Annotated in this window: 27 protein-coding genes and 1 pseudogene; 8 read left to right on the top strand and 20 right to left on the bottom strand. The window is 61.1% G+C overall.

Annotated elements, in window-relative coordinates; genetic code table 11:
• The first annotated feature begins 43 nt into the window (after window positions 1-43).
• Entirely contained in the window at window positions 44-844 is an 801-nt protein-coding gene (locus LE197_RS27205) for a helix-turn-helix transcriptional regulator (protein ID WP_019439189.1), read from the top strand.
• A 13-nt stretch (window positions 845-857) separates the two neighbouring features.
• On the opposite strand, the gene LE197_RS27210 is transcribed toward LE197_RS27205, so the two are convergent.
• From LE197_RS27210 to LE197_RS27265, 12 genes are all read right to left on the bottom strand, one after another.
• The gene (locus LE197_RS27210) at window positions 858-2,864 is read right to left on the bottom strand and encodes a relaxase/mobilization nuclease and DUF3363 domain-containing protein (RefSeq protein ID WP_226033753.1); all 2,007 of its coding nucleotides are present in this window, start codon (window positions 2,862-2,864) and stop codon (window positions 858-860) included.
• 448 nt (window positions 2,865-3,312) lie between these two features.
• Window positions 3,313-3,912, bottom strand: a complete 600-nt coding sequence (locus tag LE197_RS27215) for a S26 family signal peptidase (RefSeq protein WP_126071261.1) — start codon at window positions 3,910-3,912, stop codon at window positions 3,313-3,315.
• The gene (locus LE197_RS27220; RefSeq protein WP_126071260.1) at window positions 3,909-4,454 is read right to left on the bottom strand and encodes a DUF2840 domain-containing protein; all 546 of its coding nucleotides are present in this window, start codon (window positions 4,452-4,454) and stop codon (window positions 3,909-3,911) included. The genes LE197_RS27215 and LE197_RS27220 overlap by 4 nt, the downstream gene beginning before the upstream one ends.
• Entirely contained in the window at window positions 4,451-4,738 is a 288-nt protein-coding gene (locus LE197_RS27225) for a chromosome partitioning protein ParB (RefSeq protein WP_126071259.1), read from the bottom strand. Before LE197_RS27225 ends, LE197_RS27220 begins: the two co-directional genes overlap by 4 nt.
• Window positions 4,735-5,373: a ParA family partition ATPase gene (parA, locus tag LE197_RS27230; RefSeq protein ID WP_126071258.1), complete on the bottom strand. Its 639-nt coding sequence runs from the start codon at window positions 5,371-5,373 to the stop codon at window positions 4,735-4,737. The genes LE197_RS27225 and parA overlap by 4 nt, the downstream gene beginning before the upstream one ends.
• 289 nt (window positions 5,374-5,662) lie before the next feature.
• The gene (locus tag LE197_RS27235; protein ID WP_126071256.1) at window positions 5,663-6,523 is read right to left on the bottom strand and encodes a replication initiator protein A; all 861 of its coding nucleotides are present in this window, start codon (window positions 6,521-6,523) and stop codon (window positions 5,663-5,665) included.
• A gap of 26 nt (window positions 6,524-6,549) precedes the next feature.
• Entirely contained in the window at window positions 6,550-6,834 is a 285-nt protein-coding gene (locus LE197_RS27240) for a helix-turn-helix transcriptional regulator (RefSeq protein ID WP_011241663.1), read from the bottom strand.
• A 111-nt stretch (window positions 6,835-6,945) separates the two neighbouring features.
• Window positions 6,946-7,716, bottom strand: a complete 771-nt coding sequence (locus LE197_RS27245) for a DUF2285 domain-containing protein (protein WP_126071255.1) — start codon at window positions 7,714-7,716, stop codon at window positions 6,946-6,948.
• 321 nt (window positions 7,717-8,037) lie between these two features.
• Entirely contained in the window at window positions 8,038-8,385 is a 348-nt protein-coding gene (locus tag LE197_RS27250) for a DUF2958 domain-containing protein (RefSeq protein WP_126071253.1), read from the bottom strand.
• A gap of 477 nt (window positions 8,386-8,862) precedes the next feature.
• Entirely contained in the window at window positions 8,863-9,240 is a 378-nt protein-coding gene (locus LE197_RS27255; RefSeq protein ID WP_224397002.1) for a hypothetical protein, read from the bottom strand.
• Window positions 9,241-9,366: 126 nt separating this feature from the next.
• Complete coding sequence (locus tag LE197_RS27260; RefSeq protein ID WP_226033754.1) at window positions 9,367-9,915, bottom strand: hypothetical protein; 549 nt, start codon at window positions 9,913-9,915, stop codon at window positions 9,367-9,369.
• 332 nt (window positions 9,916-10,247) lie between these two features.
• Window positions 10,248-10,664 carry a winged helix-turn-helix transcriptional regulator gene (locus tag LE197_RS27265; RefSeq protein ID WP_226033755.1) on the bottom strand — a complete coding sequence of 139 codons (417 nt, stop codon included), beginning with the start codon at window positions 10,662-10,664 and terminating at the stop codon, window positions 10,248-10,250.
• A gap of 87 nt (window positions 10,665-10,751) precedes the next feature.
• On the opposite strand from LE197_RS27265, the gene LE197_RS27270 reads away from it, so the two are divergent.
• The gene (locus tag LE197_RS27270) at window positions 10,752-11,603 is read left to right on the top strand and encodes an SDR family oxidoreductase (RefSeq protein WP_226033756.1); all 852 of its coding nucleotides are present in this window, start codon (window positions 10,752-10,754) and stop codon (window positions 11,601-11,603) included.
• A 146-nt stretch (window positions 11,604-11,749) separates the two neighbouring features.
• On the opposite strand, the gene LE197_RS27275 is transcribed toward LE197_RS27270, so the two are convergent.
• Window positions 11,750-12,715, bottom strand: coding sequence for an AraC family transcriptional regulator (locus tag LE197_RS27275; protein WP_226033757.1), 966 nt, complete (start codon window positions 12,713-12,715; stop codon window positions 11,750-11,752).
• A 406-nt stretch (window positions 12,716-13,121) separates the two neighbouring features.
• On the opposite strand from LE197_RS27275, the gene LE197_RS27280 reads away from it, so the two are divergent.
• Window positions 13,122-14,273 (top strand): OmpP1/FadL family transporter, encoded by a 1,152-nt coding sequence (locus tag LE197_RS27280; protein WP_226033758.1) that lies wholly within the window; start codon window positions 13,122-13,124, stop codon window positions 14,271-14,273.
• Window positions 14,274-14,347: 74 nt separating this feature from the next.
• Window positions 14,348-15,493, top strand: coding sequence for a serine hydrolase domain-containing protein (locus LE197_RS27285; protein ID WP_226033759.1), 1,146 nt, complete (start codon window positions 14,348-14,350; stop codon window positions 15,491-15,493).
• 88 nt (window positions 15,494-15,581) lie between these two features.
• On the opposite strand, the gene LE197_RS27290 is transcribed toward LE197_RS27285, so the two are convergent.
• From LE197_RS27290 to LE197_RS27310, 5 genes are all read right to left on the bottom strand, one after another.
• Window positions 15,582-16,247 carry a hypothetical protein gene (locus LE197_RS27290; RefSeq protein WP_226033760.1) on the bottom strand — a complete coding sequence of 222 codons (666 nt, stop codon included), beginning with the start codon at window positions 16,245-16,247 and terminating at the stop codon, window positions 15,582-15,584.
• 361 nt (window positions 16,248-16,608) lie between these two features.
• Window positions 16,609-17,640 carry an ATPase, T2SS/T4P/T4SS family gene (locus LE197_RS27295; protein WP_054882046.1) on the bottom strand — a complete coding sequence of 344 codons (1,032 nt, stop codon included), beginning with the start codon at window positions 17,638-17,640 and terminating at the stop codon, window positions 16,609-16,611.
• 11 nt (window positions 17,641-17,651) lie between these two features.
• Window positions 17,652-18,809, bottom strand: a complete 1,158-nt coding sequence (gene virB10 / locus LE197_RS27300; RefSeq protein ID WP_054882047.1) for a type IV secretion system protein VirB10 — start codon at window positions 18,807-18,809, stop codon at window positions 17,652-17,654.
• Window positions 18,806-19,531, bottom strand: coding sequence for a TrbG/VirB9 family P-type conjugative transfer protein (locus tag LE197_RS27305; RefSeq protein WP_226033761.1), 726 nt, complete (start codon window positions 19,529-19,531; stop codon window positions 18,806-18,808). The genes virB10 and LE197_RS27305 overlap by 4 nt, the downstream gene beginning before the upstream one ends.
• A complete protein-coding gene (locus tag LE197_RS27310) occupies window positions 19,485-20,414 on the bottom strand; it encodes a recombinase family protein (protein WP_003150544.1) in 930 nt (309 codons plus the stop codon). The genes LE197_RS27305 and LE197_RS27310 overlap by 47 nt, the downstream gene beginning before the upstream one ends.
• A 201-nt stretch (window positions 20,415-20,615) precedes the next feature.
• On the opposite strand from LE197_RS27310, the gene LE197_RS27315 reads away from it, so the two are divergent.
• The 4 genes and pseudogenes from LE197_RS27315 (at window position 20,616) to LE197_RS36960 (ending at window position 24,251) form a co-directional block, all read left to right on the top strand.
• A complete protein-coding gene (locus LE197_RS27315) occupies window positions 20,616-20,855 on the top strand; it encodes a ribbon-helix-helix domain-containing protein (protein ID WP_003089107.1) in 240 nt (79 codons plus the stop codon).
• The gene (locus LE197_RS27320; RefSeq protein ID WP_003150546.1) at window positions 20,855-21,265 is read left to right on the top strand and encodes a putative toxin-antitoxin system toxin component, PIN family; all 411 of its coding nucleotides are present in this window, start codon (window positions 20,855-20,857) and stop codon (window positions 21,263-21,265) included. The genes LE197_RS27315 and LE197_RS27320 overlap by 1 nt, the downstream gene beginning before the upstream one ends.
• Before the next feature lie 3 nt (window positions 21,266-21,268).
• A pseudogene (locus LE197_RS27325) lies at window positions 21,269-23,992 on the top strand (Tn3 family transposase); the annotation flags it as partial.
• A gap of 94 nt (window positions 23,993-24,086) precedes the next feature.
• Window positions 24,087-24,251 (top strand): transposase, encoded by a 165-nt coding sequence (locus LE197_RS36960; RefSeq protein ID WP_264086488.1) that lies wholly within the window; start codon window positions 24,087-24,089, stop codon window positions 24,249-24,251.
• A 31-nt stretch (window positions 24,252-24,282) separates the two neighbouring features.
• On the opposite strand, the gene LE197_RS27330 is transcribed toward LE197_RS36960, so the two are convergent.
• Complete coding sequence (locus tag LE197_RS27330; protein ID WP_003089113.1) at window positions 24,283-24,495, bottom strand: GDCCVxC domain-containing (seleno)protein; 213 nt, start codon at window positions 24,493-24,495, stop codon at window positions 24,283-24,285.
• A gap of 7 nt (window positions 24,496-24,502) precedes the next feature.
• Complete coding sequence (locus tag LE197_RS27335) at window positions 24,503-24,688, bottom strand: heavy-metal-associated domain-containing protein (RefSeq protein WP_154212027.1); 186 nt, start codon at window positions 24,686-24,688, stop codon at window positions 24,503-24,505.
• Window positions 24,689-24,825 lie beyond the last annotated feature (137 nt).

A 24,825-nucleotide genomic window follows, 5' to 3' on the forward strand; every position in this document is an offset into this window, starting at 1 on the left:
AATTTAACTATTTATGCTATTACTTAAAACAACGAGATAAATGATGCGAACTCTGGAACGAACCCGCTCCGATCTGGCGGCTTTCCTGCGGGCGCACCGCGAACGCCTTTCGCCTGCCGACGTGGGCTTGCCCAGCGGTGGCCGCCGCCGCACGCCAGGACTGCGGCGCGAGGAAGTCGCCGCGCTCGCCGGTGTTGGTCTGACCTGGTACACATGGCTGGAACAGGGGCGCGACATTGGCGTGTCGGCCACCTTTTTGGATAACCTGGCGCGGGTGCTAAAACTGGATGCTGCCGAACGCCGCCACCTGTTCCTGCTGGCCCACGAACGGCCGCCCGCCGAACCGGGCAAGACCTGGTGCGTGCTGCCGCCGATGGTGCGCCGCCTGATGCACGATTTACCGCACCCGGCCTTCGTGCTCAATCTGCGATGGGACGTATTGGGCTTCAATGCACCGGCTGATGCACTTTTCGGTTTCGGCAAGCACACGCCCGAGCGGCGCAATCTGCTCTGGCTGCTGTTCACCGATCCGGCCCTGCATGCCCGTTTCCACGAATGGGAAGCACAAGCCCCGCTGATGCTCTCCAGCTTCCGCCGTGACTTCGCCCGCGCCACGCAGGAAGCGGACATTCATGAACTGGTGGATGAGCTGGAACGGGTGTCGCCGGAGTTCAAGGCGTGGTGGCGGACGCATGATGTGCATGCGTCCTGCAACGGCGTGCGCAAAATGGTCATCAACGGTCAGGCCGAACCGTTTGAGCACACATCATTGACGGTTGACGAAGACCGGCACCTACGGTTGGTGGTGTATGCGCAGCAGCTCAAAACCGCTGACGGTGAATGATGAGTCGATAGCGTTATCCAATCGTTGGCCCACGCTGCCGTCCAATCTCCCACGACACCCCGCCGCCGCGTACTGTCGCAGCGAGCTGCTGCCCCAGCCGCTGTTCGATCACCGGCTTCCACGGCACGAGGCTGAACCCCTTGCCGTTGTCGAGCATGGCGTAACGCCCGCTGGCGAGCATGACCGAGCGCCGGTAGATACCGGCCAAACGCTGACCGTCCGTGACCGGGCGATGCTCCAGGCCGGTCTCGGCGGCAATGTCCTTCGCGGCTTGCGTCAGTTCCCGATTGCGCAGCGTCGCCAGCAGATTGCGGGCCAGGATCACGCGCTGGCCGCGCTTCTCCGCCAGTCCCTGTTCGGCTAGGAAGTTGGCGCGCTGCTGCATGGCTTGCTTAACGTCGCCGCCAAAGCCCAGATCGCCCAGCCCTTTGCCGCCGCCGATCAGTTGCTGGTCGAGCCAAGTGGCCCCGATCACGCGGGCCTGCCGCTCGATGGGAAGATGGGACTTCATTTCCACGGCCACGCCACCCAGGCGCTGCGCGTCGTACTGGCGGCCACGCTCGGCCAGGTCGTCCGGCACCTTCCATAGCCCTTCGGCCACGCGCTCCACGATGCCCGCCCGGCGCAGGGCTTCCAGCCGCCGAACGTGGGCGGCGACAACCTCCTGCGGGTTGCGTCCGGGCTTGACGCGGCCTTGCTCGATCGCCAGGTGGTGATCGGTGCGGTACAGGCCATCGCTTGCCAGTGCGGCGATGTTCTTGTCGGCCGCCCGTACTTCGGCGGAACCGCGCACCTCAACCACGGCTCCGGTGGGATAGTTCGCCAGCTCATCGCGGGCATTGAGCGCGACGTAGTGGGCCTTGCCGTCCACGCCGTCGATGACCAGATAGCCCCGGTCGCGCAGCTCGTCGGCCAGCCCCTTGGCGGCCACGCGGCCGACGATGGTTCGGCCACTTTCATTGTCATCTTGGCCCGGCTCGAACACCGCCAGCTCGCGCGGCTGGCCGCTCATGGCCCGCTGCATGGTGCGGATGATGTCGCCACGCTCGCCCAGGGCGCGCAAGGTCTTCTCCGCGTCCGCATGGACGGCCCAGGTGCCCGGCTGCGTCTCGTCAGCCAAGCCCAGACGCTGCAAGCGTTGCAGGCGGCCGACCAGCAGCAGGCGCTGGCGTTGCAGCCGAGGTTCGTTGAAGCGTTCGATCTGCACCCGGCCATCCTCGCCGGCCTCGCGCTGCAACGTGCGGTCGAGGCTCGTCCACCGCTCCTGTTCCACCTCGCGCTGCAAGGTCTGCTGGATTTCCAGTTCGGTGCGCGGCCCCAGCCACTCCGTCGCCAGCTCGGCGGCCCGGTGGCGGAAGCCGTGGGCGATGTAGTCGCCCGCGATGATGAGGTCTTTGCCGGTGTCGTCGCGTCCGCGCACTATCAGGTGCGTGTGCGGGTTGTCGGTGTTCCAGTGATCCACCGCCACCCAATCCAGCCGCGTCCCCAAGTCGGCTTCCATCCGGTTCACCAGATGCCGGGTGTAGGTGCGCAGGTCGTCCAGCTCGGCCCCGTCCTCCGGGGAGACGATGATGCGGAAATGGTGCCGGTCGTCGGCGGCCCGCTCCTTGAAAACATCCAGGTCGGCTTCGTCGGTCTGCGGCCCATAGGCCCGGCCCGGTTCGCCATCGCGGCCGGCGCCGTCGCGCTCGATGTAGCGCAGGTGTTTGGCGAGCGACTGCGGGCTGGCGTTGCGTTGATTGACCAGTAGGGTCTTGATGGTCACGCGCCGCGACAGAGGCGTCAGCTTCGCCCCGGCGAAACGCGCCGCCGTATGGCCGCGCCCAAGCCGTGAGCCGGGCCGCTGGCCTGAGCGTGCGCCGCTGCCACCGGCTGCGGAATGGCTCACCACCGACTTGCCGCCGCTGGCCTTGCCAGCCTGCTTGAGCACCTTGGAAACGAAACTCTGGCCTTGGCCCTTACCCCGGTTCTTCGGGGCGCTCGGACGCACCCGGAAATCGTCGTCGCGGTGGTCGGTCATGGCTGCGCTCCCCGCAAGCTATGGCGTGTCCTGTCGTGTGAAGCACGCGGACATGCCTGCATTGGCGCGGGCCTCGCGCCCCACGCAGCACGGTGGCGAAGCCGCTCCGTGCCGCGCCACCCCCATGTGCAGACTGGCTTTCGACGCGCCCCGGTGCCGCGTCCTTTTGTCTTGCCTTCCGCCTTTGCCCTTCGCTGTCGCTCCGGGCGTCGGCGGCCCGGCGGCGCTGCTGCACCAGCAGCCAGCCCGCCGGCGAACGCGCCAATGGCCGCAGGCTGGGCGCGTTCGAGGCAAGACGCCTGCACGTTGGACGGCTGCGCGAAGTGCGGTGCCCAATGCGGAAGATTGGCACCCGTACTGCACGCGAGACGACACGGCGAAGACCTGCAAAACAACGCGCCTGATAGCACGACAAGAGGCACGGCAACGTGCAGTGAATTGGCGACCATCATGGGCGTGTCTCCATCCAGACAGGATGCGCAACGCCGATCGTGGCGGATGCACTGACTGGCCCGAAATACCGGCTGTCGAACGATGCCGGATTGGTCACGCTCAACAGGAACAGCTCGCCCGGTTCGAGGCGGCGGCAAAGCTGCAAGGTTGGCAGCGGTCGGCCCAGCCGGTCGGCAGGCAGCGCAACGGCCACTGGCACGCCGTCGATGCGTACCTGTCCGCCGAGGATGCAGACATGTTGCGGCGCGACCGCGCCCACACGCTTGAGCAGCGGAACGCGAGTCGGCAGGTAGCCGCGCTGCGCAGCGAGCGCAGCTACATCTGGCGGCAATGAGGTCAGGACGACGCTGCCCACGGACAAGGGACGCGGCAGCGAATCGGCGCCGTGGCGCTGCGGATCGACGCGATACCAGCCGACCGGAACGCTGTCAGACGGGTTGTAGATCAAGCGCGGCAGCGGCTGCACAAAAGCCGCCCAGGCCAGCGCAGCGAGACCGACGGAGGCGAAGCTCGCCAGCACGAGGCGAGCGCGCAGGCGCGAGCGAGGAAGCGGCGCGGCTTTGGGTGTGTGTGCGGTGGTGGGATGGGCCGTCATGGCAGCGCCCTTCCGGCCAACCAGGCGGCGTGCCGCTCGGCGGTGTATTGGGGGAGCGGCAGGCGAGCCGCCAGACGGTTGCCCAGCGTGCGCCAGTACGCGGGCGACACGTCGATGGCGGCGATGCCCAGCGCTTCGATGGCGTCGATGCGTTCCAGCACGGCGCGCACGTTGGCGTCGCCTTCGGCGTGCAGCAGCAGACGCGCGCCCGGCTGCACACCGGGGATGCGCTGCACGGCATCAAGCGGTGTAGCAGCCTGCATCACCATGAGCTGCCAGCGGATCGTGCCGTAGTCGTTGGCCTGCCAACGAACGCGGCAGAGCATTGCATCCGGCATGAACATGGCACAGCGCCGCCAGCGATCGAGCTGGAGCGCGCGCGCTGGTGCACCGAAGCGCAGGTAGAGCTTGAAACGCGGTTCGATGTAGGCGAGCGATACGCGCGTCAACGGCGCGCTGGCGGGTTGGCTGGACGGTGCTGTTTGCGCAGCCGTGACCGCGATGGCGGAAGGTGCGGCAGCAGACAATGCGGATGTGGTCATGGCGTGTTCTCCCTGCGGTGTTCTGGAAACTCGCGCTCCAGCAAACCACGCAGCAAGTCGGCCACGGTCACGCCTTGCGTGAAGGCCGACACCTTGATGCGTGCACGCATGGCGGGCGTGATGTCGAGGGTCAGGCGAGCGGTGTAGAGGTCGCCCTTGTTGAGCGCATCCACGTCGCCCTGGCGAATCCAAGCCTCGGCGTGTGGATTGGCGGGCGGACGCGCGCCGATGCCGACCCGCTTGGCCGGGCGTTTGCCGTTGGGTGGGTTGCTGTTGTCGCTCATGACGGCCACCGCAGCAGCTCATCGACCAGCGTGGTGATTTCCCGCGCTGCAGCGCTATCTGGGGCTGTCTCCCGCGCCAATCGTCCGGCAGCCACGCTGTCGGCAAAGACGATGCGCTGGCGCACCTCGCTGCGTAGCGCTGGCAACGGCTGTTCGGCTAAGGCTTGCCGTGCTTCGCGCCCGATTACCGTGGTACTGACGCGCCGGTTGATGACGAAGGCCGCGCTTAGCGCAGGCCGGAACACCTGGGCCTCACGGATCAGCGCCACCATCTCGGCGCTGGCCCACAGGTCGTAGGGGCTGGGTTGTACCGGGATCAGCACCCGTTCGGCCGCCAGCAGCGCAGAACGCGCCAAGGCGGCAATCCTGGGTGGCCCGTCGATGATGACGTGATCGGCCCGTCTGGCGAGTTCTGGGGCTTCCTGGTGCAGTGTTTCGCGTGCCAGGCCCACTGCGCTGAAAAGCCGGGGCAAGCCCTGCTGGCTTCTGCGCTGCGTCCAGTCCAGTGAGGAACCCTGCGGGTCGGCATCCAGCAGGACGACATGCTGGCCGCGCAGCGCCAGTTCGCCCGCGATGTGCGTGGCGAGCGTGGTCTTGCCGACGCCGCCTTTCTGGTTGAGCAAGGCGACGATCATGGCGCGGCCCTCCAGCTTGGAAGACCGGACTGTTTTTGCGGTACCGAACGGGGTGGTTTTTGGAGTTTTTTCTGGCTGGTTTTTCCGCCTGCGGCAGTTGTCCACCGCAATGCTGTTTCTCTATCAATAGTTAGAGAATTTAAGTTAGTAATGTTAGAGGGATCGTAAACCCGCGCCGTTACTGGCTTTCCGGCGTTTTCGTACTCCTGATAGCACGATAGGCGTACTCCTGATAGCACGACACCTCTTACTCCTGATAGCACGACCCCATCCACAGCTTGTCCCGCTGTTATCCCCGTGCCGTCTGCGGCACGGGCCGGAAGGTCAGCAATTCCATGTCGTCCTCGGGAGTCCGCACGATGCCCAGCTCGTACCCCGGCAGCGATTGCCGGGCGACTAGCGCCCGCAGGTCGTAGGCAAAATCCGAAAATCGCGTACTGCTGCCCGACTTGCGGTGCAGATGCCGGAAGTCGAACTGCCAGCCGTGTTCCTGCCTGCCGCCATGCTTGCGCACTAGGCGGTACAGCCAGCGCTCGATGCCGCCCGTGAGGCGGAAATACGTCGGGTCGATGGTCAGCACTAGAGCAGCGTCCAGCACGCCCGCATAGAACCAGTCCGGCAGGATCAGCTCGATGCCCAGCGGCGTGCCGTTGGCATCGGCCAGTTCCTTCCATTCGTTGATCCACGAAAAGCGGTGCAAGCGCCTTCCCGTCGTTTCGCGGATGGACGTGGCCACCGTGGTCGATTGCAGCCGGTCGAGCGCAGCCTTGAGACGCTGATAGTCGCGCAGCGACTTGCCGCGCCCGATGAAGCGCAGGATCTCGTAGGGCGTGGCCTGCATCCGCCGGGACGGCTGGATGCCCGCGTCCTTGGCTTCGACGATCTGGCTGGCAGCCCAGATCAGGATGTCGGCATCCCAGATGGTGGCAATACCATGCTCCTGCGTGCCTTCCACGCGGATGGTGATGTTGCCGCTGCGAAAGTCGATCGGCGCGGTGCGCCGCGACTTCGCCAGCGAGAAAAACGGATAGGCCATCAAGTCCTGGGCATCGCGCGGTGCCATGTCCTCGCCCGGCAGAGCGCGGAACAGGTCGAGCTGTTCGCGCTGCTGCGCTGGTCGCTGCCGCAGGGGCAGCGATGGGCTGGACATGGCGATGGCCACCGGCGAGCCAGAGATCAGCGGCCGTCACGGTAGTCGCCCGCGTGCCGCTCGGCATATTCCGGGTCGGAAGTCGCCGCGTAGCTGCGCGCATCGGCCCAGGCGTCGAGGTCGCTCACGGCATACATGACGCGGCGGCCGAACTTGCGGAACTTCGGCCCGCCGCCGATCACGCGCTGTTTCTCCAGCGTGCGCGGCGACAGCCGCAGGTAGTCGGCGGCTTCGTCGTTGGTGAGATAGCGTTGGGGCTGCGCGGGCGCAGCGACAGCAGCGGCGGCAGGCCGCAAGGGAGCAGGTCGCATGGGAAGTACCTCCATCAAGCCCGGCCACACCACGCAGCCGGATAGAGGCACTTTCAAGAAAGATGGGCTTCTTGCTAAGGGACGAAATGCAGGGGCGGCAAAACGTCCCCCTTACTGCGATACAACTGGCGGGAGCTGCACCAGGCTGCGATAGCCTCCACGCATCAGCGCCTCGCCACGCCGCACCAGTCGGCGTACACGAGCGCGCATTGCGCTGTCCTTGTGCCAGTCGGCCACGACGGCATCCACGCCAAAAAGCCCTTCGGCCACCTCACGCAAGGACGCGCCCGCCAGGGTCGCATCCAGCGCCTGCAAGGTATGCACTTCCTGAAGCTGGCTTAGCGAAGGCCGAGGCCGCGCAGTGGCGACAGGAGCGGCATCCGCCGCAGCGGCCAGCCTGTCCAACTCGGCGGCAAGTGCGTGGTATCCGGCACACGGCACGGCACAGGCCCGGACGGCATAGGCGTAAGCCATGCCATCAGCCAAGCCGGGCGCGAGCACGAAGCGCAGGCAGCAGCCGGCCCAGCGCGCCACCAGCACCAAGCGCTTGCCGTCATGGATCAGATGTTTGTGGCCCGGTAGCTTCCAGAACTCAAAGCACAGGGCGTCGGGTGGAGGATCGGCATCCGGGTAGAGCTGCACCACGGCATCGTGATCGGGGAACCAGGCCGGGTGCGCGTCCCGCGCATCCAGGGCGGGATCTTCCAGCAGGCGCAGCCCCCAGCGCTCGGCAGCATCCGGTTGGCGACGACGGCGCAGCCAGTCGCGCCGGTAGTCGGGATGGCGGCGAAGGTACTCCCAGGCGAGCGCAGGGCCATCCAGGTGCAGAACGTAGAGATAGGCCGCCGTGGCATACCACGGCTTGGCACTGCGATCAGCCATGAGGCAACCTCCCTGTGCTGGGAATACGTCGCCACGGCGAAACGGCGTGCTACAAGGCCATCGTCAAAACGTCATGGGTGAAGCGTAAACTGGCAGTGTCAAGACCGATGAACTCTGATGCGTTGCTGAAATCGTCCGAGTGCGACGGCGGCAACGCACTCCAATGGCATGCCGCGTCGGTCAGCTTGCCGCAGCCCGCGCCAGGCATCATGACCGTTTCGATCAGGCACGCACCGCTACGATGCAACACTGCCGACTCAGACCGAACGGGTCACAGACCAGACCGAAATAGACACAGTGCGCCCCGCTTGGCGGTGGCGCTCAATCGGTGATCGAGCCGTTGTCTTCGGCCAGTTGCAGGTATTCCGACAACCGTCGCACAGGCTGGAAATAGCGATCCCGCATCACGGGCTGCTGGCGCGGCCCGACGATGGCGACCAGGTCGGACAGCTTCACAGTTCCCAGTGCAGGCATGCCAATCCCCAAGTCGATCAGGCCGTGGGCAGTATCGCCATCGGCTGGGTCGAGCGAAGCCAGCAGCCAAGTGGCATGTGCATCTGGCGTGAACAGGCGCACCACGGGCTGCGGATCGGTGTCCTGCCCGGCAACGTGGGCCTGGCCGTTGGACAGCAGGCGCGTGCGCTCGTCGGCGGTGATGAGCGGGGTCATGGCTGTACTCCCACGGACGTGTGGAGCGTCAGAGGCGCTTTCACGCCCTCCAACGAAAGCACCAATGCGCAACCCCACGTATCCGCAGAGACGTAGAAGCACGAAGGCACATGCACGGAAGTCAGGAAAGACACGGATCAGGCTCTCCGCTTTTGAAGAAAGCCGCCGATGCGGATTTCAGGAAAGGCACAAAAACAGGTGAGATTGGATGAATGAGTTAAATATAACGTGGTTTTAATTGTGCTGCGAATCGACGCTTCTGTCTATGCAGGGGAGCCCGCAGAATACGGAGTTTTTTGTACGCTAAGCCCCGCGTGATGGCTGTAAGCCGCAACGGGCATGGACTGCGTCCAGTTGAAGTACACCCCAACCGGGCGTAAGGCCGACCATTCAGGCCGCGTCAGAGTAGGATGGCTTTCTGAATTTCCTGACGTTCCAGCGTCCACCTCTACGACCTCAACCTGACAGACAGAGCGCTTAGCGTACGAAAATTTCCGTTTTCTCTATTCGCCCCTTGTACGGCCTGACGGGATGATCGAGCGGAAGGCGCTGAATGCGCCGTGTGGCCTTTGACCTGGGCTTGATGCCCTGGGACTCGCGGTAAGCTTTGACACTCTTCACCGATACACCACATTTGGCCGAGACAGACCTGTCCGACTCCACGCCCAGCAGGTGCTGGTAAGGGGCGATGGCCACCGCGACCGAGTAAACCTCGATCCCGAACTGAACACGTCGGCGGCGTATGCTGCCCTCGCTGGTTCCGACCAGTTTGGCCAGGTCCCGGTCGGAAAGCTTGCCCAGCTTCCAGTCGTACCATCTGGCCACACCAATAACCGTCCAGTTTGTTTGCTTCAAAATTACCCCTCGAAACACAACATCTTGTGTCGCTGGCCAGCTGATCGAGCACAAGATATAGCGGTAAACAAAAGCCCCGCAAATGCGGGGCTGGTTTGGTGCGGGTGTGCTACTTGCTGCGCACTATCACAGTTGCATCCGGCGCCGCTGTTCTTCACTCACAGCGGCGCTAACCAACGTCAACAGACGGTCTACCGGCTTTTCTACCGATGCGCCGAGGAACAGGCGCTGTGTAGCGTGGTACACCTGGCCATTGGCAACAACGTTGACCATGAGCTGCCATTTAGACGTATCTTCGCCAATGGCGATTGCGCGGCGGGGTTGAACCTCTTGGATCGAGGACAGGCGAATCCATCGCCAGTCATCGACACTGAAGGCAGGGAGCTTGCCTTCCACGCTGGGGTAAACACGGAGCCAGATAGGCAGCTCACCGTGCACGGCAATGCCATCACCGCCCAGCAGGTCCACGACCACGGCCATGACGCTTTCAAACTCGCGGGCGCCAAACTTGCTCACGGAGGGCACCAGCTCTTCCACGCCGCTACGACCAATCAGCAGCAGCTGGTCGTAGACATCGCCTGTTTGTGGCTCGCCACAACCCATGGCGATCCGCAGTTCCATCTGCGCATGCCCAGTAGGCTTGGTTGAGTTGAAGCGAGAAGAGATAAATCTCATGAGAGATCATGTTGGCCTCTGAAACGGCTAACGCAGTAGGAGCTTTGGCCCTCTGCTTATTCTTGTAGAGACTTCAACCGAAGGGTGTCCGTCGTTATGAGTTCAGGTTGACTCATAGCCACAAGAGATGCGCGCCTATAGAGGACATCCGATTAGGAGCCAAGAGACCAAAGGAGGTCGTGGTCGAATCGGCAGGGCGCTAGGGGAGGGAGCAGAAATGGCACATCTCTAGAAGGGCCAACTGCGAGGCAAGATTAATGGTTATGCGAAGCACGTTCTGCACTGCCATGGACTTGTGGGAAATGAGAAATGTCACTCTTCCATACCGGGTATCAGGCAAGACTTTCCAGAGAAGAGGCTTGAGCCTCACGACGTCGAGACATGATTTCCGGAAGGTTATTCTCTATCCAGTCAACCATCACTTCTAGGTGCTGAGCAGCCTCTTGACCCAACGGAGTCAGGCTGTATTCCACATGAGGCGGAATAACCGGTAGCGACTTTCGAGCGATCAGTCCGTCAAGCTCGAGTGCTTGGAGTGTTTGAGACAGCATCTTTTCGCTCACTCCCCCTATCTTGCGTCGCAGCTCATTGAAGCGGTGCATCCCGCCCAACAGCATCACCAGAACCAGCACGCCCCATCGGCTCGTCATGTGCTTGAGTACGTCACGAGATGGGCAATCAGCGCTAAGTAAATCCCCGCGTCGAACGGCGGTCGAGAATGCTTCAGAAACTGGAGGGGTGGGGCCCATGACACTTACCTTTTTGTGCGTACTTACGAAAAGTTAGCTTGGCGGTTAGGGTGACCACTCTCCCTCTTCCTATCAAGGTATTTTTAAATGATCGCGATCACTGGTGCTTCTGGCGAGCTGGGCCGTCTTGTCATCAAATGTCTGCTCGAGCGCATCTCAGCGGATCAAATCACTGGCTTGATCAGAGATCCAAGTAAGGCTCAAGGGTTAGTCAGTTTGGGTGTGGCTCTACGTCATGCGGACTACAACGAGCCTGGTACTTTTGCGGAAGCGCTGAAAGGCGTTGATACACTGCTACTGATTTCCTCAAATGAAACGGGAGTCCGTACGACCCAGCACCGCACCGTTATAGATGCCGCCAAGGCCTCTGGGATTAAACTCATCGCCTACACCAGCGTTCTGCATGCTGATGTCTCTAGTTTGGGGTTGGCTGCTGATCACCGGGATACTGAAGAAGCCTTGAGAGAGTCTGGCATACCCTACGTATTGCTTCGCAATGGCTGGTACAGCGAAAACTACCTGGCAAATGTACCTTCAGCTTTGGAACATGGCGTCCTGCTGGGCAGCGCAGCTGACGGTAGAATCAGCTCAGCACCGCGCGCAGATTACGCTGAAGCTGCTGCGGTGGTTCTGACCACTGAGGGGCAGGCTGGTAAGGTTTATGAACTGGCAGGGGATAGCAGCTACACGTTATCCGACCTGGCTTCGATGATTAGCCAAAACACTGAGAAGCCTGTGATTTATCAGGACTTGCCACAGTCTGAGTTCGAAGCTGTATTGAGTAGCATTGGCTTGCCAGCTGGCTTGGCAGCGCTGCTTGCTGACTCGGATGCTGCGGCGGCACAAGGCGCGCTATACGATGACAGTGGGATGCTGAGTGCTTTGATTGGACGATCTACAACCGCTGTGCTTGATTCGTTAATGGAGATCGTTCAATAGGGACAGTCTCGGTCAGATGCACTTTTCTGATGGGGGCGCCGTCATGATGGCATCGTTGAGACCTGCACCTATTGGTTCGCGAGGAGTGCTCACCAGCCGCGTGAATTGCATGTCCGGAAAAGCAGGCCGTGCCGCCATCGCGGCCCTTATATCTGCCGAAGCGATGTACTACGGTATTGAGAAGGAGTGGTTTTAAACGCTGATTTGAACAGACGAGCAAAATGGCTTTGGTCGACGAAACCGACCGCCCAAGCAATATCGCTGATGGACACTATGGCTTGTGACGGTGTCGCTAGCAGTTGAGCTGCTTTGTTCAGCCGTGTCTCAAGCAGCAAGCCGCTGTAGGTTTGATTGAAAGTGGCCAGCACCCTGTGCAGATGGCGGGTGCTTATTCCCAGATGTCCCGCAATGGTGGTCGGGGATAGGGTGGGGTTTGGATAGTATTCAAGAATGAACCGACGGATGCGATTAGCTAATTCAGAATTATGTTTTTCAGGCGCTTTGACGTTCGCGACTAAGGCGCACATTGCGCCGAATTGGTCTGCCAGCACGAATCGAGGCAGCGGAGCTGTTTCCAAACCGGCATCAGCGAAGGCTGTTAGCAACCCCTGGAGCGGAAGCGACCAAGTACCACCCACGCCGAGCGGTTTTCCCACCAGAGCGTTAGGATCCGGTACCCATTTCCTCAACCAGTCCTCTGGCATGTGGGCGGTCAAGCAAATGCTGCCGTCAGGAAAGTCTAGAGAGTAAGGTTTCTGAACCGATAGCAGTACGAACGCGCCGGCGGGAACCTCGGAGGTCTCACCGCAATGAGAGACCTGGATGCGGCCTTTTCTGGCATAGAGCAGCCCAAAAAAAGGCCTTTGATCCCGCTTCGCCATTTCTATCGAGCGAGAGGTCTTTTGGGAATCGAACTCTAGAAAATTAAGATCTATGGGGCCGAGGCCATAGCGTGTCCACGATGCTCGAAATGTGTCCGGCACCGTGCTTTCCACTGACATCTCAGCAATCTCCGTAGAGACCACCGCCTCGAAAGCATTCAGTGGCGCCGAGTTTTCGACATCAGAGGTAGACCAGCGTCTATCTCGAGCTTCACTTGGAGTGATAACCATTATTGGCCTCTCTCGCTGCGTATACGTCGAAATCGCTCCAGTGAGCGGTTTCTTAGCATTCAGGAGTCGCTTTTTTCTTATAGGTCAGGCCTGGTGACATCACCTAGGGATGACCGAAAAGTGATGCCGAGTGCTTTGGCAGGCATGTGCATAAATTCACTCTATCTCAGGACTGCACGGCGGACAACACCCAGCATTTTCGGATTGTGCATGTCCCTGAGATCCTATTTCGAGGTCACCTCGGTGCGCGCGTCACCTCTTGGAATCTGGCAGTCTGGCATCAGCTCAGGGGTGCTTAGTGCCTCAACCGGATCCGCAGCAGACCTTAGTTAATCAAAGGTTTTTGTCGATCAAAGGGCACGCCTGATCTACGCGCCTCTATCAATAAAAATAATGAGGATAAGTCGTGAATAAATTCCTCGTCCTTGCAGGTGTAGTGCTCTCGTCTCAAATTCCTAGTATTTGCTTCGCGGCGAACGGAGCCCAGCTGACCGGCTATGGGGCCAAAGCAGCGGGAATGGCAGGTGCTAGCGTCGCGTTTCCTCAAGATGCTATTGCTGCAGCTAACAACCCTGCCGGCATGGCTGAAGTAGGTAGTCGAGTGGATGGGGATTTCCAGATCGCGTACGCCGACACTGAAACTGAGTTTCTTAACAGTGAGAACAAGCATAGCGGGAAGCATTATGCACCGATCCCGGAGTTCGGGGTGAACTATCAGGTCAATGATAGGCTTTCACTAGGATTCTCTACGGAGGCCAGCGGGGCGTCGTTCCGTTATGATGACGCACTTATCCCTAATCCAAACGTTGACAGGGCCAAAGGCGCATTCATGCAAGTGATTGGCCTTCCAACTATTGCTTATAAGGTAACAGACCAGCTTTCCCTTGGCTTTTCACTTGCATTGGCGGCACAACGATTTGAAGTACAGGGAATTCCTTTGCCGGATGGTAGTGCAAGTAATCCAGCTCACGGCGCTGAATATTCTTACGGGGCGAGTTGGAGAGCCGGAGCGCTCTGGAAGGCCAAGCCGTGGCTGTCTGTAGGGGCTATGTACGCAAGTAAAATCAAGATGAGCAACTACAACTCTTATGAGGATGACTTGCTCTCAACAACCGGTGGTTCGATTGATATACCGGAACAGTATGCTCTGGGGGTGGCGGTCAAGCCAATTGATAACTTGACGGTTGCGCTTGACTGGAAGCACATCGCTTGGCAGAACAGCGACACATACCATGAAACATTTGGTTGGCGTTCACAAGATATCTTCAGGCTTGGTGCATCGTATGAGCTTTCTCCGGATTGGACAATTCGAGCAGGTTACAGCACTACTCGTAGACAATTCCCCACGGACTATACGTTACAAAACACTTTGTTAGTTGGTATAAATCCCAAAGCTGCGACTTTCGGCGTGACTCGAGACTTCAAAGAAAATGGCGAGTTGACACTGGGGTATGAGTACAATCTAAGTGCAAGCTCAAAAGGTACCGGTCCGAGCGAAGGCACTAAGATTAGTACCAACATGGGTGTCGTAACTGTCGGCTACGGCTGGAAGTTTTGAGCTGAACTCTGAAATTTTACAGTAATAATGATCGCCTTTAGTTTGAGGAATATTGAATGTACTCTGGAATTACCATGAGCCTTAAAGGCGCGGATGTGTCCGATCGCCTGGATCGCGCGATAGACAATGCTCTCGCCGACAATCGTTTGGTGGGAACGGTCGTGATCGTCGCCCGGGGCGGCAAGATCGCCTATCGCCGCGCGGCGGGATTTGCAGACCGTGAATCGCAAAAGCCGATGCAAACGGATAGCATTTTCCGATTTGCATCGGTGACCAAACCCTTTGTCACCGCCGCCGTGATGCGCCTGATCGAGGATGGTGTTGTGAGGCTGGACGATCCAGTGACGCGCTTCCTGCCCGACTTTCAGCCGCGCCTGTCCGATGGATCGGTTCCGGTCATCTCGATCCGCCATCTGCTCACGCACACATCGGGGCTCGGCTATCCGTTTCAGGAAGGGAGCGATGGCCATTATCGTCGCCTCGACGTCTCCGACGGGTTGGATCAACCGGGATTGTCGCTATCCGAGAATCTTCGGCGCCTGGCTGCCGCCCCGCTTACCGCCGCACCGGGGTCGGGTTTTCGCTATTCCCTTGGCATCGATGTGATGGGAGGGGTGGTTGAGAGCGTTACCGGTGGTTCGCTACGCGATGCTGTGCGCAAACTGGTCACGGATCCGCTGGGTATCGTCGATACCGGCTTTGCCGTTGCGGATGTTGAGCGGCTCGCGACGAATTACTTCAACAGCGAATCCGTTCCCGTCCGCATCACGGACGGCATGGTAGTGCCTCTGGATGCCTTCAACGGGTCGCTAACGTTCGCGCCGAGCCGTATCCTGGATCCAAACTCCTATCCGTCAGGCGGGGCTGGGATGGTGGGGACTGCGGGCGACGTCCTGCACTTTCTGGAAACCATCCGGCTCGGGGGTGGTCCGATCCTGAAGCCTGAAACAGTCGAGATGATGGCGACCGATCAGCTCGGACCTCAGGCTGCGGCCTGCGGGCCGGGTTGGGGCTTCGGCTTCGGCTGGGCAGTGCTTGCAGATCCGCACGCCGTCCCGTCGCCGCAGTCTCCCGGAACGCTTCACTGGGGCGGCGGATACGGCAATAGCTGGTTCATCGATCGTGCAAACGCGCTGACGGTCGTGGCCATGACCAACACGGCCTTTGAGGGTATGTCGGGGAAGTTCGTGTCCGACATCCGGGACGCCGTCTACAACTGATCCCCGCAAGGAATCCGCGACCGGCCGGCGTAAGCCGGCCGCGCCGCAGCGAAAATGCGGAGGCGCCGCGTCGATCGCGGCGGCCAGATCACAAATCGTTGCGGTGGCTCCAGTCGATGATCCCGTCGATACAAGCGCTGAGATGTTCGGGCTGGCCCTGGTAGAAATGGGTCGCGCCCTTGATGCTCACAAATTCCTTGTTCGCAACGGTGAGCGCGTTGTGAATGATCGGATTATGGCTCGCGGGAACCGCGTCGTCCGCTTCATTCTCGATCTGCAGCACAGGGGTCCGATGGATCTTTGTCGCGTTAACGGCAGCCTTGGAGTTGGATAGGTCGTAGGACCATTGCGACAGCCACGAGCGCAGGGTTGAGAATCGCGCCAAACCAGCGGGTCCCACGTTCACCGTGCGTGGATTGCCAAGATAGGATGCCCCCGGCGCGCGTCCATTGGGGTCGATCGTCGGATCAATCCAGCGCACGTCGCACATCGTGCGGTGCGTGACGAAGGCGCGTTCGGTTTCGCCGTCGTTGCGACGACGGTGCGTGGCAAGCATTTCCTCGGCCCAGGCGGTAATTCTGCGATTGCGGGCCCGCTGCCTCTCGCGGAAGGCGGCGATGAAGTCAGCGGTGAATGGTGGTTTGTTCGGGCAGTCCGGACTATAGATATCGAATTCGAGATCGCGCGTGTCCGGGTCGAATTCGTCGATGACGGAGGGGTCAAGCCATTCCTCGCCACCATGGATGCCCCACATCAATGTTGCGCGCCGATACTTACATCACTAAACTAATGGTTAGATAACTAAGGAACTGCACGGTGGCGGTCTGCGACGTGAAGGTTGCGTGGAGAGGTGTGCTGATGGTCAGGCCTTGCCTCCGACCGAATCGTCGTCGCTCTCCACCGCGCGGTTGATGACTGCAATCGCTTAGGTGCGGGCCGCGTCCGGTCTGCGAGAGTATCGGGAGAGTTTGAACTTATGAGTTCATCAGCCCGATAAGGCTTTCACGTACCGCCTTGGTGATCTCGTTGGCGGTGGCAGTCCAGATATTGGTTGCTTCGGTCATGCGTACTACTCCTTGGGTTTAGCCCTGCAGGGCGCTAAGCGGCTTGAGTTCCTACACCGCTGCCATTGCTTGTTTCTTGAACATCGGGTCGTACAGGATTTCCAGCACTTCACGTTTTTCCATGTACACGACCACATCCAACGTGGTGTTGATGGTCTTCATGATTACGTCGTAGTCGAGCGCCCGACCGATTTCCGAGGCCTTTACCAACGTGGCGATACGCGCAGGAGTGCTGGCCGCGCTGTCAGCGTGCGTCGAGAAAATGCCCCCAGGGTGCCCCGTGTTCGCGCCGGCCAGGTAGTCCCAGGCTGCATCGTCGCGCAGCTCGGTCAGGAAGATTCGGTCCGGGGACAGGCGCATGCACAGCTTGAGGCATTCACGGGCCGACATTCGCCCGTCGCCTTCGCCGTACATCAGATAGCCCACCTCATCGAGCCGGTTATCGTCGATTTCGTGCGTATCTTCCATCAGCAGCACACGTTCAACCGTAGGCACCGCCCCCATCAGCGAGCGGGTGAGAGTGGTTTTGCCGGAGCCGGTAGGACCGGCTACGGCAATGTTCCGCTTAGTCTTGACGGCCAGCGTCAAGAAGCCTTCCACGTCCCCCTTTTCCAACAGCGCAAGCAACTCTTCCTCGAACGGCTCAAGAGAGAACTGTTCAGACTGCTTACGGTGTCGCACCTTGGCAAAGCGGCCTTCCTGGGCAAGCTGGGCCAGGCTCTTCGATACGGGCAAATGCTTACGAATCGACATGAGCATGGTCCCCTCGACAGTCGCAGGGGGCCAGCAGAACGTCCCCCGAGATCCGTCCGGCAACTTCACGTAGCTGATAGGCGTGCGGCCGAGTCCGTTCAGGCTCAGTAGATGGTCATTCAAGGCCCACAGGTAGTCGTAGGTGATCCGTGGGTCGGCGTGCAAGACACGCCCTTTGGGCGTGTCACATACCACCTGGCCGAACTTGTTCACCCGAATCTCGAACACTTCTGGATCGTCGAGGTACTTCCGCAGCGGGGCGAAGTTCGCCGCCGCCAGGGCCATGTCCATGTCTGCTAAAGCCAGGTCGCGCTCGGTCGCAATATCCATATGTGCCTCCCTCACTCCACCATTTCCAGGCCATACACATCGCTGAAATCAACGTCACGCGGCACGAAGATCGAAACGGCTTCGCCGTGATTGACGGTCAGGGTTGGCGGGATGTTGATAGTGGCGCGCAATACTTCGCGGGCCAGCGAATCGGAGGTGTTCGAGGTGTTGTCGAGGTTCACGGTCGTGTCGCTGTCCGACTTGTCGGTGGAGTTCACCAGGGCCTGCATCAGACCACGGCTCAGGTCACTGAACACGGAAATGAACATGGCACCACCGAAGCGATCCCAAAAGTGGGTATCGACCTGCCCAGGAATGCCGGCGCTACCGAGGCGGTTGGTACCAGGCGCATCGAGGTAGGCCACGGCGCCGTCGCGGTTGCGAACCCGCGACCACAGTACAAAGGCCCTGGCCTGGCCCATCAGGATGCCGCCACTGACTTCGCCTGTGATCTTCGCGCCCTTGTCGATCAGCACCACCGAACCGTCAGCCGAACGAACCTCCTTCGACACTTGGCAGGAAACGAAGCCGGGAACAGTGGTATCCAGCTCGGTGATCGTGCCGCAGTTAATCATCGTGCCAGCGGCTATCGACATGCTCATGTTTTTCATGAGTGTCGCCCTGGATGCAGTGTACCGGGCGCTATTCATGCGTGTGGCCAACTCCGAACTGCCACTGCTGGTTTGTACCGGCTCGGCCTTCTCACCACGACTAGGCGTAGCGACTGCACCCTGGGAGCGCATTTCCTCTGTCCCGCTCGACGCACTGAGCCGGCGCTGCATGGCCTTTTGCTCAGGCGTTAGCTCGACCTTGCCCTGCTGTGCGGGCTGAGCCGGTTGCACCGGCTGCTGGTAGGTACTGGCGGCTTGCGCCTGCTCGGCTGGCTGCTCGGCAGGTTCGTCCTCGGCGTTCGCAGGTGTGGTTGCGAAGCTCACACCCGGCAAGTTCCTGGCCTTGTTGGGCGAGGCTTTTTCGGCCTGTTCCTGCTGCTGGAGTTTCGGCGCAATCACATTGTTGTAGACGATCCAGCTAATGAGACACAGGGCAATCAGGAACAACACGCCGATGAACGCTCGCAGGCCTGGCACTTTCTTTTTCGGCCCACCATCGAACCCGCCCCGGTCGTCCTCGAACGTGTCCAGTTCGTCGATATTTACGTCGCGGCTCATTCCTCACCCCCTTTCAACACGCGCTTAACCACGGGCGAGTTGGTGCCGGTCTTGCTAGCGCCCAACGCCGGGTTGTAACCGCCATTGACTACACCCACCACGCGATCACCCAGGCGAACCCGCCATTCACGCGCCGTTGTCTCGGCCACGATGATGTTGGAATACTCGCCCTCGATGTGCGTCTGCGGGATGGTTTCCTTGCCATCCGGGCCAATCATGTAGACGTTTGGCAACGCTGCATTGGCCGGAAACTCGAAGTAGGTAAAGCGGAAATCATCCCAGGTGTGGGTCGGCCTGATCTCCAGGCTGTTCTCATCATCGGAGCGGGTATAGGCGATGTTCACTGGCCCGTTATTACCCTTGGCCAGCGCCTCGCGGACGCGTCGTTCTTCGAGCTTTTTGTTAGCAACCTTCATGTCTTCAAACGGGTATTTGAAGATGACGCCTACCGTGGCTTTGCGCATGCTCCAGGGCGTCTTGATGAACTCTTCTTTCACTTGTCCATCAGGGCCTTTGACGGCATTGCTGCCGATGTAGTGCAGCAGGAAGTAGTACGTCCGCTTGCTGGTCACCACGGTCAGGTTGGTGTCGCTCAGTTCGGCAATTGGCCGGATGAATACGTTGTTGTCCTTGTTGGGGTTTGGGGAGCAATGGAACCAAAAACCAACGTAAGCCCTACCAACGCTTTTCGGTGTCTTCTTCCCAGGCGCCCATCTCGACAAAACAGTTGCGCATGTCGGCCTCCTGGCTGATCTCGGTCAGCAGGTCATGCACGCTCTTGTCCAGCTCATCGTCGCTCCGATACGGAATGGTCAACTCATAGTGGCCGGCATCCAGCCGCTTCATGCCATAGGGCTCCAGGCAGTAGCGCTCAATGTTCTCCGTGGCCCGCTTCCGGCCGCGCACGAACTTGCTGTTATTCACCACCGCGAGGCGCAGGGTGACGGTGGCCACCCGCTCGGCGGCGGGCGGCTCTGCCGGCGACGCGGCCGAAGGCTGCTGGTCGCGTGACCTGGCGCTCTTCTGGTACGCGCCGATCTCGACACCACGGTGGCGCAGGTAGCTGTACAGCGTGCTCTTGGAGATGTGCAGCTTCTCGCCGATCGCGCTGACGCTCAGGCGACCTTCGCGGTAGAGGGTTTCGGCCGCCATGGCGGTGGCCTCAGCCTTGGCTGGCAGGCCCTTGGGACGGCCACCGATCCGGCCACGCGCCCGTGCGGCCGACAGACCCGCCTGAGTCCGCTCGCGGATCAGCTCGCGCTCGAACTCCGCCAGCGAGGCGAACAGGTTGAACACCAGGCGGCCTTGGGCGTGGGTGGTGTCGATGGGGTCATTCAGGCTCTGTAAGCCGACCTTGCGCTCTGCCAGCTCGCCGACCAACTCGACCAGGTGCTTGAGGGAACGCCCAAGGCGATCCAGCTTCCAGATCACCACGGCATCACCCGGCCGCACGTTGGCCAGCAGTTTGTCCAACTCCGGCCGGGCGCTTTTCGCGCCGCTGGCGATGTCTTGGTAGATGCGTTCGCACCCGGCCTGTTTCAGGGCATCGACTTGTAGGTCGGCTTTCTGATCCCGAGTGCTCACTCGCGCATAACCGATCTTCATCAAAAGTACTGTTTACTCGACTACGTTAGTAATAGTTGAACTTTGATTAAGCGTACCAGTTATTTGAACCGTAGCGCGGGGAGCTTAACGAACCGAGCCATTCCTCGATAGAGTTCGGCAAAACCTTCGTTTTGTCGAACCATTGCATCGCCCTTTGTGATTGGCGTATAAACACACAAACACCTATTAGCGGAGAACGCTATGAATACCATTCGCTGGAATGTCGCCGTCTCGGCCGACACCGACCAGTCGCTTCGGATGTTTCTGGCCAGCCAGGGCGGCGGCCGTAAGGGCGACCTGTCGCGCTTCATCGAAGAAGCGGTACGGGCACACATCCTGGAGCTGAGCGCTGAGCAGGCCAAGGCCGCTAACGCCCATCTGAGTGAGGCAGAATTGACCAACGCGGTTGACGAAGCGCTCGACTGGGCACGTAAGCGCTGATGCGGGTCGTGTTGGATACCAACATCCTGTTCAGCGCCCTGATCTCGCCACATGGCGCGCCCGATGCGATCTACCGTGCCTGGCGGGCGGCGCGTTTCGAGGTGGTGACCTCGCGGATGCAACTCGATGAAATTCGTCGAGCCAGCCGCTATCCCAAGCTTCAGGCCATCCTACAGCCCGCCAAGGTGGGCGCCATGATCAATAACCTGCAACGGGCTGTGGTACTGGAGCGCCTGACCATCGAGGTCGAAGCCGATGATCCGGATGACTCGTTTTTGCTGGCCATGGCCTTGGCGGGCGATGCGGACTACCTGGTAACCGGTGATCGCCGCGCCGGCCTGCTGCAACGCGGGCACATCGAACGCACGCGGATCGTCACGCCCGCCGTGTTCTGCGTCGAGGTGCTGTGATCAATGCCGGTCGGTTTTCTGACTCAAGAGCAACGCGACGGTTTTGGCCGCTATGTTGATTCGCCCAGCCGTGAAGAGCTGGAACGTTACTTCCACCTGAGCGATGAAGACCGTGAAGCCATCCAGGTGCTGCGGGGTAACCATAACCGTCTGGGTTATGCCGTTCTGCTGACCACCGTCCGCTTCGTTGGCGTTCTGCCGGACAAGCCCGCCGCCGTGCCGGTGGAAGTCCTGCAGGTGCTTTGCCGACAACTGGCGATTCCAGACCCCGACTGCCTCCAGCGCTATAGCGATCATCGCCGCTGGATACATGCCACCGATATTCAGAACCGCTTTGGCTATCGTCATTTCACCGATCCGGGCATCGGCTTTCGCTTGAGCCGCTGGCTGTATGCCCTCTGCTGGACGGGCACCGACCGGCCGGGAGTGCTGTTTGAGCGAGCCACCTCGTGGCTGTTCACACAGAAAGTCCTCCTGCCTGGTGTGTCTCAACTAGAGCGCTTTATCGCCCAGTTGCGCAGTCGGGTCGAAGAACGCCTCTGGTTTACGCTGGGCCGCAGCGTGACTGAGGAACAGCGATTGCAACTGCAAGACTTGCTGACGGTGGCCGAAGGCAACCGCAGCTCCCGGCTGGATCAATTGCGCTCCGGCCCGGTCATGGTCAGTGGCCCCGCGTTGATTCGGGCACTGCGCCGGCTCGATGACGTGCGCGGCATCGGCATCACCTTGCCGGCGGCGGCGCACATCCCTCCCAGCCGTATCGCCGCCCTGGCCCGCTTCGCCAACACGGCCAAGGTCACCGCGATTAATCGGCTGCCGGCGTCGCGGCGGATGGCGACACTGGTGGCCTTCGCACTCTGCCTGGAGGCGACTGCGCACGACGACGCACTGGAAGTCCTGGAGGCCTTGCTGCGCGACCTGTTCAGCAACGCGGAGAAGGCCGACAAGAAAGCCCGCATGCGCAGCCTGAAAGACCTGGATCGGTCGGCCGCGACGCTCGCCGCCGCGTGCAAGGTCGTGCTGGACAGCTCGATCAGCGATGACAACGTGCGCGCCCGGCTGTTCAACGACCTGCCGAGGACCACCCTGGAAAAGGCCCTGGAAGAGGTCAACGCGCTGATCCGCCCGGTAGATGACGTCTATTTTCTTGCATTGGAAGCGCGCTACCGCAGCGTGCGCCGCTTCCTGCCCGACCTGCTCAAGCACATCCGCTTCGGCTTCAGCCCGGCCGGCAAGGGCGTGGCGGCTAGTCTGGAGTGGCTGCAACTGAACCTGCCGCGCCGGAAGCCAGAGGATGACGCGCCGCAGGAGATCGTGGCCAAGGCTTGGCAGAAGCACATCACCCGCGAAGATGGCTCCCTCGACATGGGTGCCTATGTGTTCTGCACGCTCGATGCGCTGCGCACGGCCCTGCGCCGCCGCGATGTCTTCGTCTCGCCCAGTTGGCGCTATGCCGACCCGCGCCTTGGCCTGCTCGACGGTGCCGAATGGCTGGCGGCGCGACCGATCATCTGCCGGTCACTGGGCCTGACCATCGACGCCAAAACCACCCTGGACGCCTTGTCCGTCGAGCTGGATGCAACCTGGCTGGCAGTAGCCGCGCGCCTGCCCGACAACCCGGCGATTCAACTGAGCGAGAACACCGAGGGCAAGACCGAACTGTCGCTCGGGGCGCTGGACAAGCTGGACGAGCCCTGCTCGTTGCTGCAACTGCGGGCGGCCGTGTCTGACCTGATGCCGCGTGTCGATCTGCCGGAAATCCTCTTGGAAATCGCCGCCCGCACTGGCTTTTCCGAGGCCTTCACCCATGTCTCCGAACGCAATGCACGCGCCGACAACCTGGTCACCAGCCTCTGCGCGGTGCTGTTGGGCGGGGCCTGCAACACCGGCCTGGAGCCCTTGATCCGCACCGACAACCCGGCGCTGCGCCGTGACCGGCTGTCCTGGGTCAGCCAGAATTATATCCGCGACGACACCCTGTCAGCGGCTAACGCCATCCTGGTCGGAGCGCAAAGCCAACTGGAACTGGCCCAAGTCTGGGGTGGCGGCGAGGTCGCCTCCGCCGATGGCATGCGCTTCGTCGTACCGGTGCGCACCGTGCATGCCGGCCCCAATCCGAAGTATTTCGGCACCGGCCGGGGTGTCACCTGGTACAACCTGATTTCCGACCATTCTCCGGCCTCAACGCCATCACCGTGCCCGGCACGCTGCGCGACAGCCTGGTGTTGCTGGCGGTCGTGCTGGAACAGCAGACCGAGTTGCAGCCGACGCAAATCATGACCGACCGACACCGGGGCCTACAGCGATGTGGTGTTCGGGCTCTTCCGCCTACTTGGCTACCACTTCAGTCCGCGGCTGGCCGATGTCGGCGGTACCCGCTTCTGGCGCACGCGCCCGGACGCGGACTACGGCAAGCTCAACGGGCTGGCCCGCCAGTCGGTCAAACTCGACCTGATCGCCGAGCACTGGGACGACCTGCTGCGCCTGGCCGGCTCGCTCAAACTCGGCCGGGTGCCGGCGACTGGCATCATGCGCACGCTGCAAACGGGAGATAGACCCACCCGGCTGGCCCAGGCGCTGGCCGAATTCGGGCGGATCGAAAAGACTCTGCACACGTTGACCTATATCGACGACGAGTCCAAGCGCCGCGCCACCCTGACCCAGTTGAACCGAGGCGAAGGCCGGCACAGCCTGGCCCGCGCCGTGTTCCACGGCAAACGCGGCGAGCTCCGCCAGCGCTACCGCGAAGGCCAGGAAGACCAGCTCGGTGCTCTGGGCCTGGTGGTGGTGACACATCATCGTGCTGTGGAACACCCTCTACATGACGGCGGCCGTGGAACGGCTCAAGCAGCACGGCTATCCAGTGCTGGAAGAGGATTTGGCCCGGCTATCGCCGCTGATCTACGAGCACATCAACATGCTCGGGCGGTATTCCTTTGCGGTACCGGAAAGAAGTTGCGCGCGGCGAGCTGCGGCCACTGCGTAATCCAGACGACGACCTGTGATCCCCCTAAACGCTATGAGCAACACCCAAGCTGCTGCTGGATCGGCGGGCACTTCACCGAGCCGAACGAACAGAAAACGCAGCAATCCCCTGGGTTGGGGCGCAGCAGCGCCTTGCAGTTGCTGCACTCGTAATAGAACTGGCAGGCGTCCGTGGGCATGGTTTCCGGCTTGGCGAAGCCGCAGCGCGGGCAAGTCAGCACGGACTCAAGGACAATGGCGCTCATCGTGACCTCACTTCTGCACTGTGGAGGGGTATCCCGCGTTCGCGGTCGCCTCAGTCAGTGCCTCGGGCTGGGCCTTATCGGGATCGTAGGTGACGGTCGCCGTCTTCTGGTCGAAATTGACCTGGACGTCACTCACGCCGGACACCTTCTCCAGCGACTTCTTGACCGTGATCGGACAGAGTCCGCACGTCATGTTCTGCACGTCGAGCGTGACGGTTTTCGGGGGAGCCGCCAGCGCCACGAAGGGCAAGGCTGCGGATTTCGGAGCATCGTGACCGGCCGTTTCGGTAGATCGTGACCGGTCATTTCGCTAACGCGTGACCGCTCATT

The sequence above is a fragment of the Pseudomonas sp. PS1(2021) genome (assembly GCF_020405165.1).
Classification (GTDB): Bacteria; Pseudomonadota; Gammaproteobacteria; order Pseudomonadales; family Pseudomonadaceae; genus Pseudomonas; species Pseudomonas aeruginosa.

What these genes read in the sequence shown, in the direction of transcription:
- LE197_RS27205 (WP_019439189.1), top strand. Translation starts at nt 44, where the DNA reads ATGCGAACTCTGGAACGAACCCGCTCCGATCTGGCGGCTTTCCTGCGG.
- LE197_RS27210 (WP_226033753.1), bottom strand. Translation starts at nt 2,864, where the DNA reads ATGACCGACCACCGCGACGACGATTTCCGGGTGCGTCCGAGCGCCCCG.
- LE197_RS27215 (WP_126071261.1), bottom strand. Translation starts at nt 3,912, where the DNA reads ATGACGGCCCATCCCACCACCGCACACACACCCAAAGCCGCGCCGCTT.
- LE197_RS27220 (WP_126071260.1), bottom strand. Translation starts at nt 4,454, where the DNA reads ATGACCACATCCGCATTGTCTGCTGCCGCACCTTCCGCCATCGCGGTC.
- LE197_RS27225 (WP_126071259.1), bottom strand. Translation starts at nt 4,738, where the DNA reads ATGAGCGACAACAGCAACCCACCCAACGGCAAACGCCCGGCCAAGCGG.
- parA (WP_126071258.1), bottom strand. Translation starts at nt 5,373, where the DNA reads ATGATCGTCGCCTTGCTCAACCAGAAAGGCGGCGTCGGCAAGACCACG.
- LE197_RS27235 (WP_126071256.1), bottom strand. Translation starts at nt 6,523, where the DNA reads ATGTCCAGCCCATCGCTGCCCCTGCGGCAGCGACCAGCGCAGCAGCGC.
- LE197_RS27240 (WP_011241663.1), bottom strand. Translation starts at nt 6,834, where the DNA reads ATGCGACCTGCTCCCTTGCGGCCTGCCGCCGCTGCTGTCGCTGCGCCC.
- LE197_RS27245 (WP_126071255.1), bottom strand. Translation starts at nt 7,716, where the DNA reads ATGGCTGATCGCAGTGCCAAGCCGTGGTATGCCACGGCGGCCTATCTC.
- LE197_RS27250 (WP_126071253.1), bottom strand. Translation starts at nt 8,385, where the DNA reads ATGACCCCGCTCATCACCGCCGACGAGCGCACGCGCCTGCTGTCCAAC.
- LE197_RS27260 (WP_226033754.1), bottom strand. Translation starts at nt 9,915, where the DNA reads ATGAGATTTATCTCTTCTCGCTTCAACTCAACCAAGCCTACTGGGCAT.
- LE197_RS27265 (WP_226033755.1), bottom strand. Translation starts at nt 10,664, where the DNA reads ATGGGCCCCACCCCTCCAGTTTCTGAAGCATTCTCGACCGCCGTTCGA.
- LE197_RS27270 (WP_226033756.1), top strand. Translation starts at nt 10,752, where the DNA reads ATGATCGCGATCACTGGTGCTTCTGGCGAGCTGGGCCGTCTTGTCATC.
- LE197_RS27275 (WP_226033757.1), bottom strand. Translation starts at nt 12,715, where the DNA reads ATGGTTATCACTCCAAGTGAAGCTCGAGATAGACGCTGGTCTACCTCT.
- LE197_RS27285 (WP_226033759.1), top strand. Translation starts at nt 14,348, where the DNA reads ATGAGCCTTAAAGGCGCGGATGTGTCCGATCGCCTGGATCGCGCGATA.
- LE197_RS27290 (WP_226033760.1), bottom strand. Translation starts at nt 16,247, where the DNA reads ATGTGGGGCATCCATGGTGGCGAGGAATGGCTTGACCCCTCCGTCATC.
- LE197_RS27295 (WP_054882046.1), bottom strand. Translation starts at nt 17,640, where the DNA reads ATGGATATTGCGACCGAGCGCGACCTGGCTTTAGCAGACATGGACATG.
- virB10 (WP_054882047.1), bottom strand. Translation starts at nt 18,809, where the DNA reads ATGAGCCGCGACGTAAATATCGACGAACTGGACACGTTCGAGGACGAC.
- LE197_RS27310 (WP_003150544.1), bottom strand. Translation starts at nt 20,414, where the DNA reads ATGAAGATCGGTTATGCGCGAGTGAGCACTCGGGATCAGAAAGCCGAC.
- LE197_RS27315 (WP_003089107.1), top strand. Translation starts at nt 20,616, where the DNA reads ATGAATACCATTCGCTGGAATGTCGCCGTCTCGGCCGACACCGACCAG.
- LE197_RS27320 (WP_003150546.1), top strand. Translation starts at nt 20,855, where the DNA reads ATGCGGGTCGTGTTGGATACCAACATCCTGTTCAGCGCCCTGATCTCG.
- LE197_RS36960 (WP_264086488.1), top strand. Translation starts at nt 24,087, where the DNA reads ATGACGGCGGCCGTGGAACGGCTCAAGCAGCACGGCTATCCAGTGCTG.
- LE197_RS27330 (WP_003089113.1), bottom strand. Translation starts at nt 24,495, where the DNA reads ATGAGCGCCATTGTCCTTGAGTCCGTGCTGACTTGCCCGCGCTGCGGC.
- LE197_RS27335 (WP_154212027.1), bottom strand. Translation starts at nt 24,688, where the DNA reads ATGACGTGCGGACTCTGTCCGATCACGGTCAAGAAGTCGCTGGAGAAG.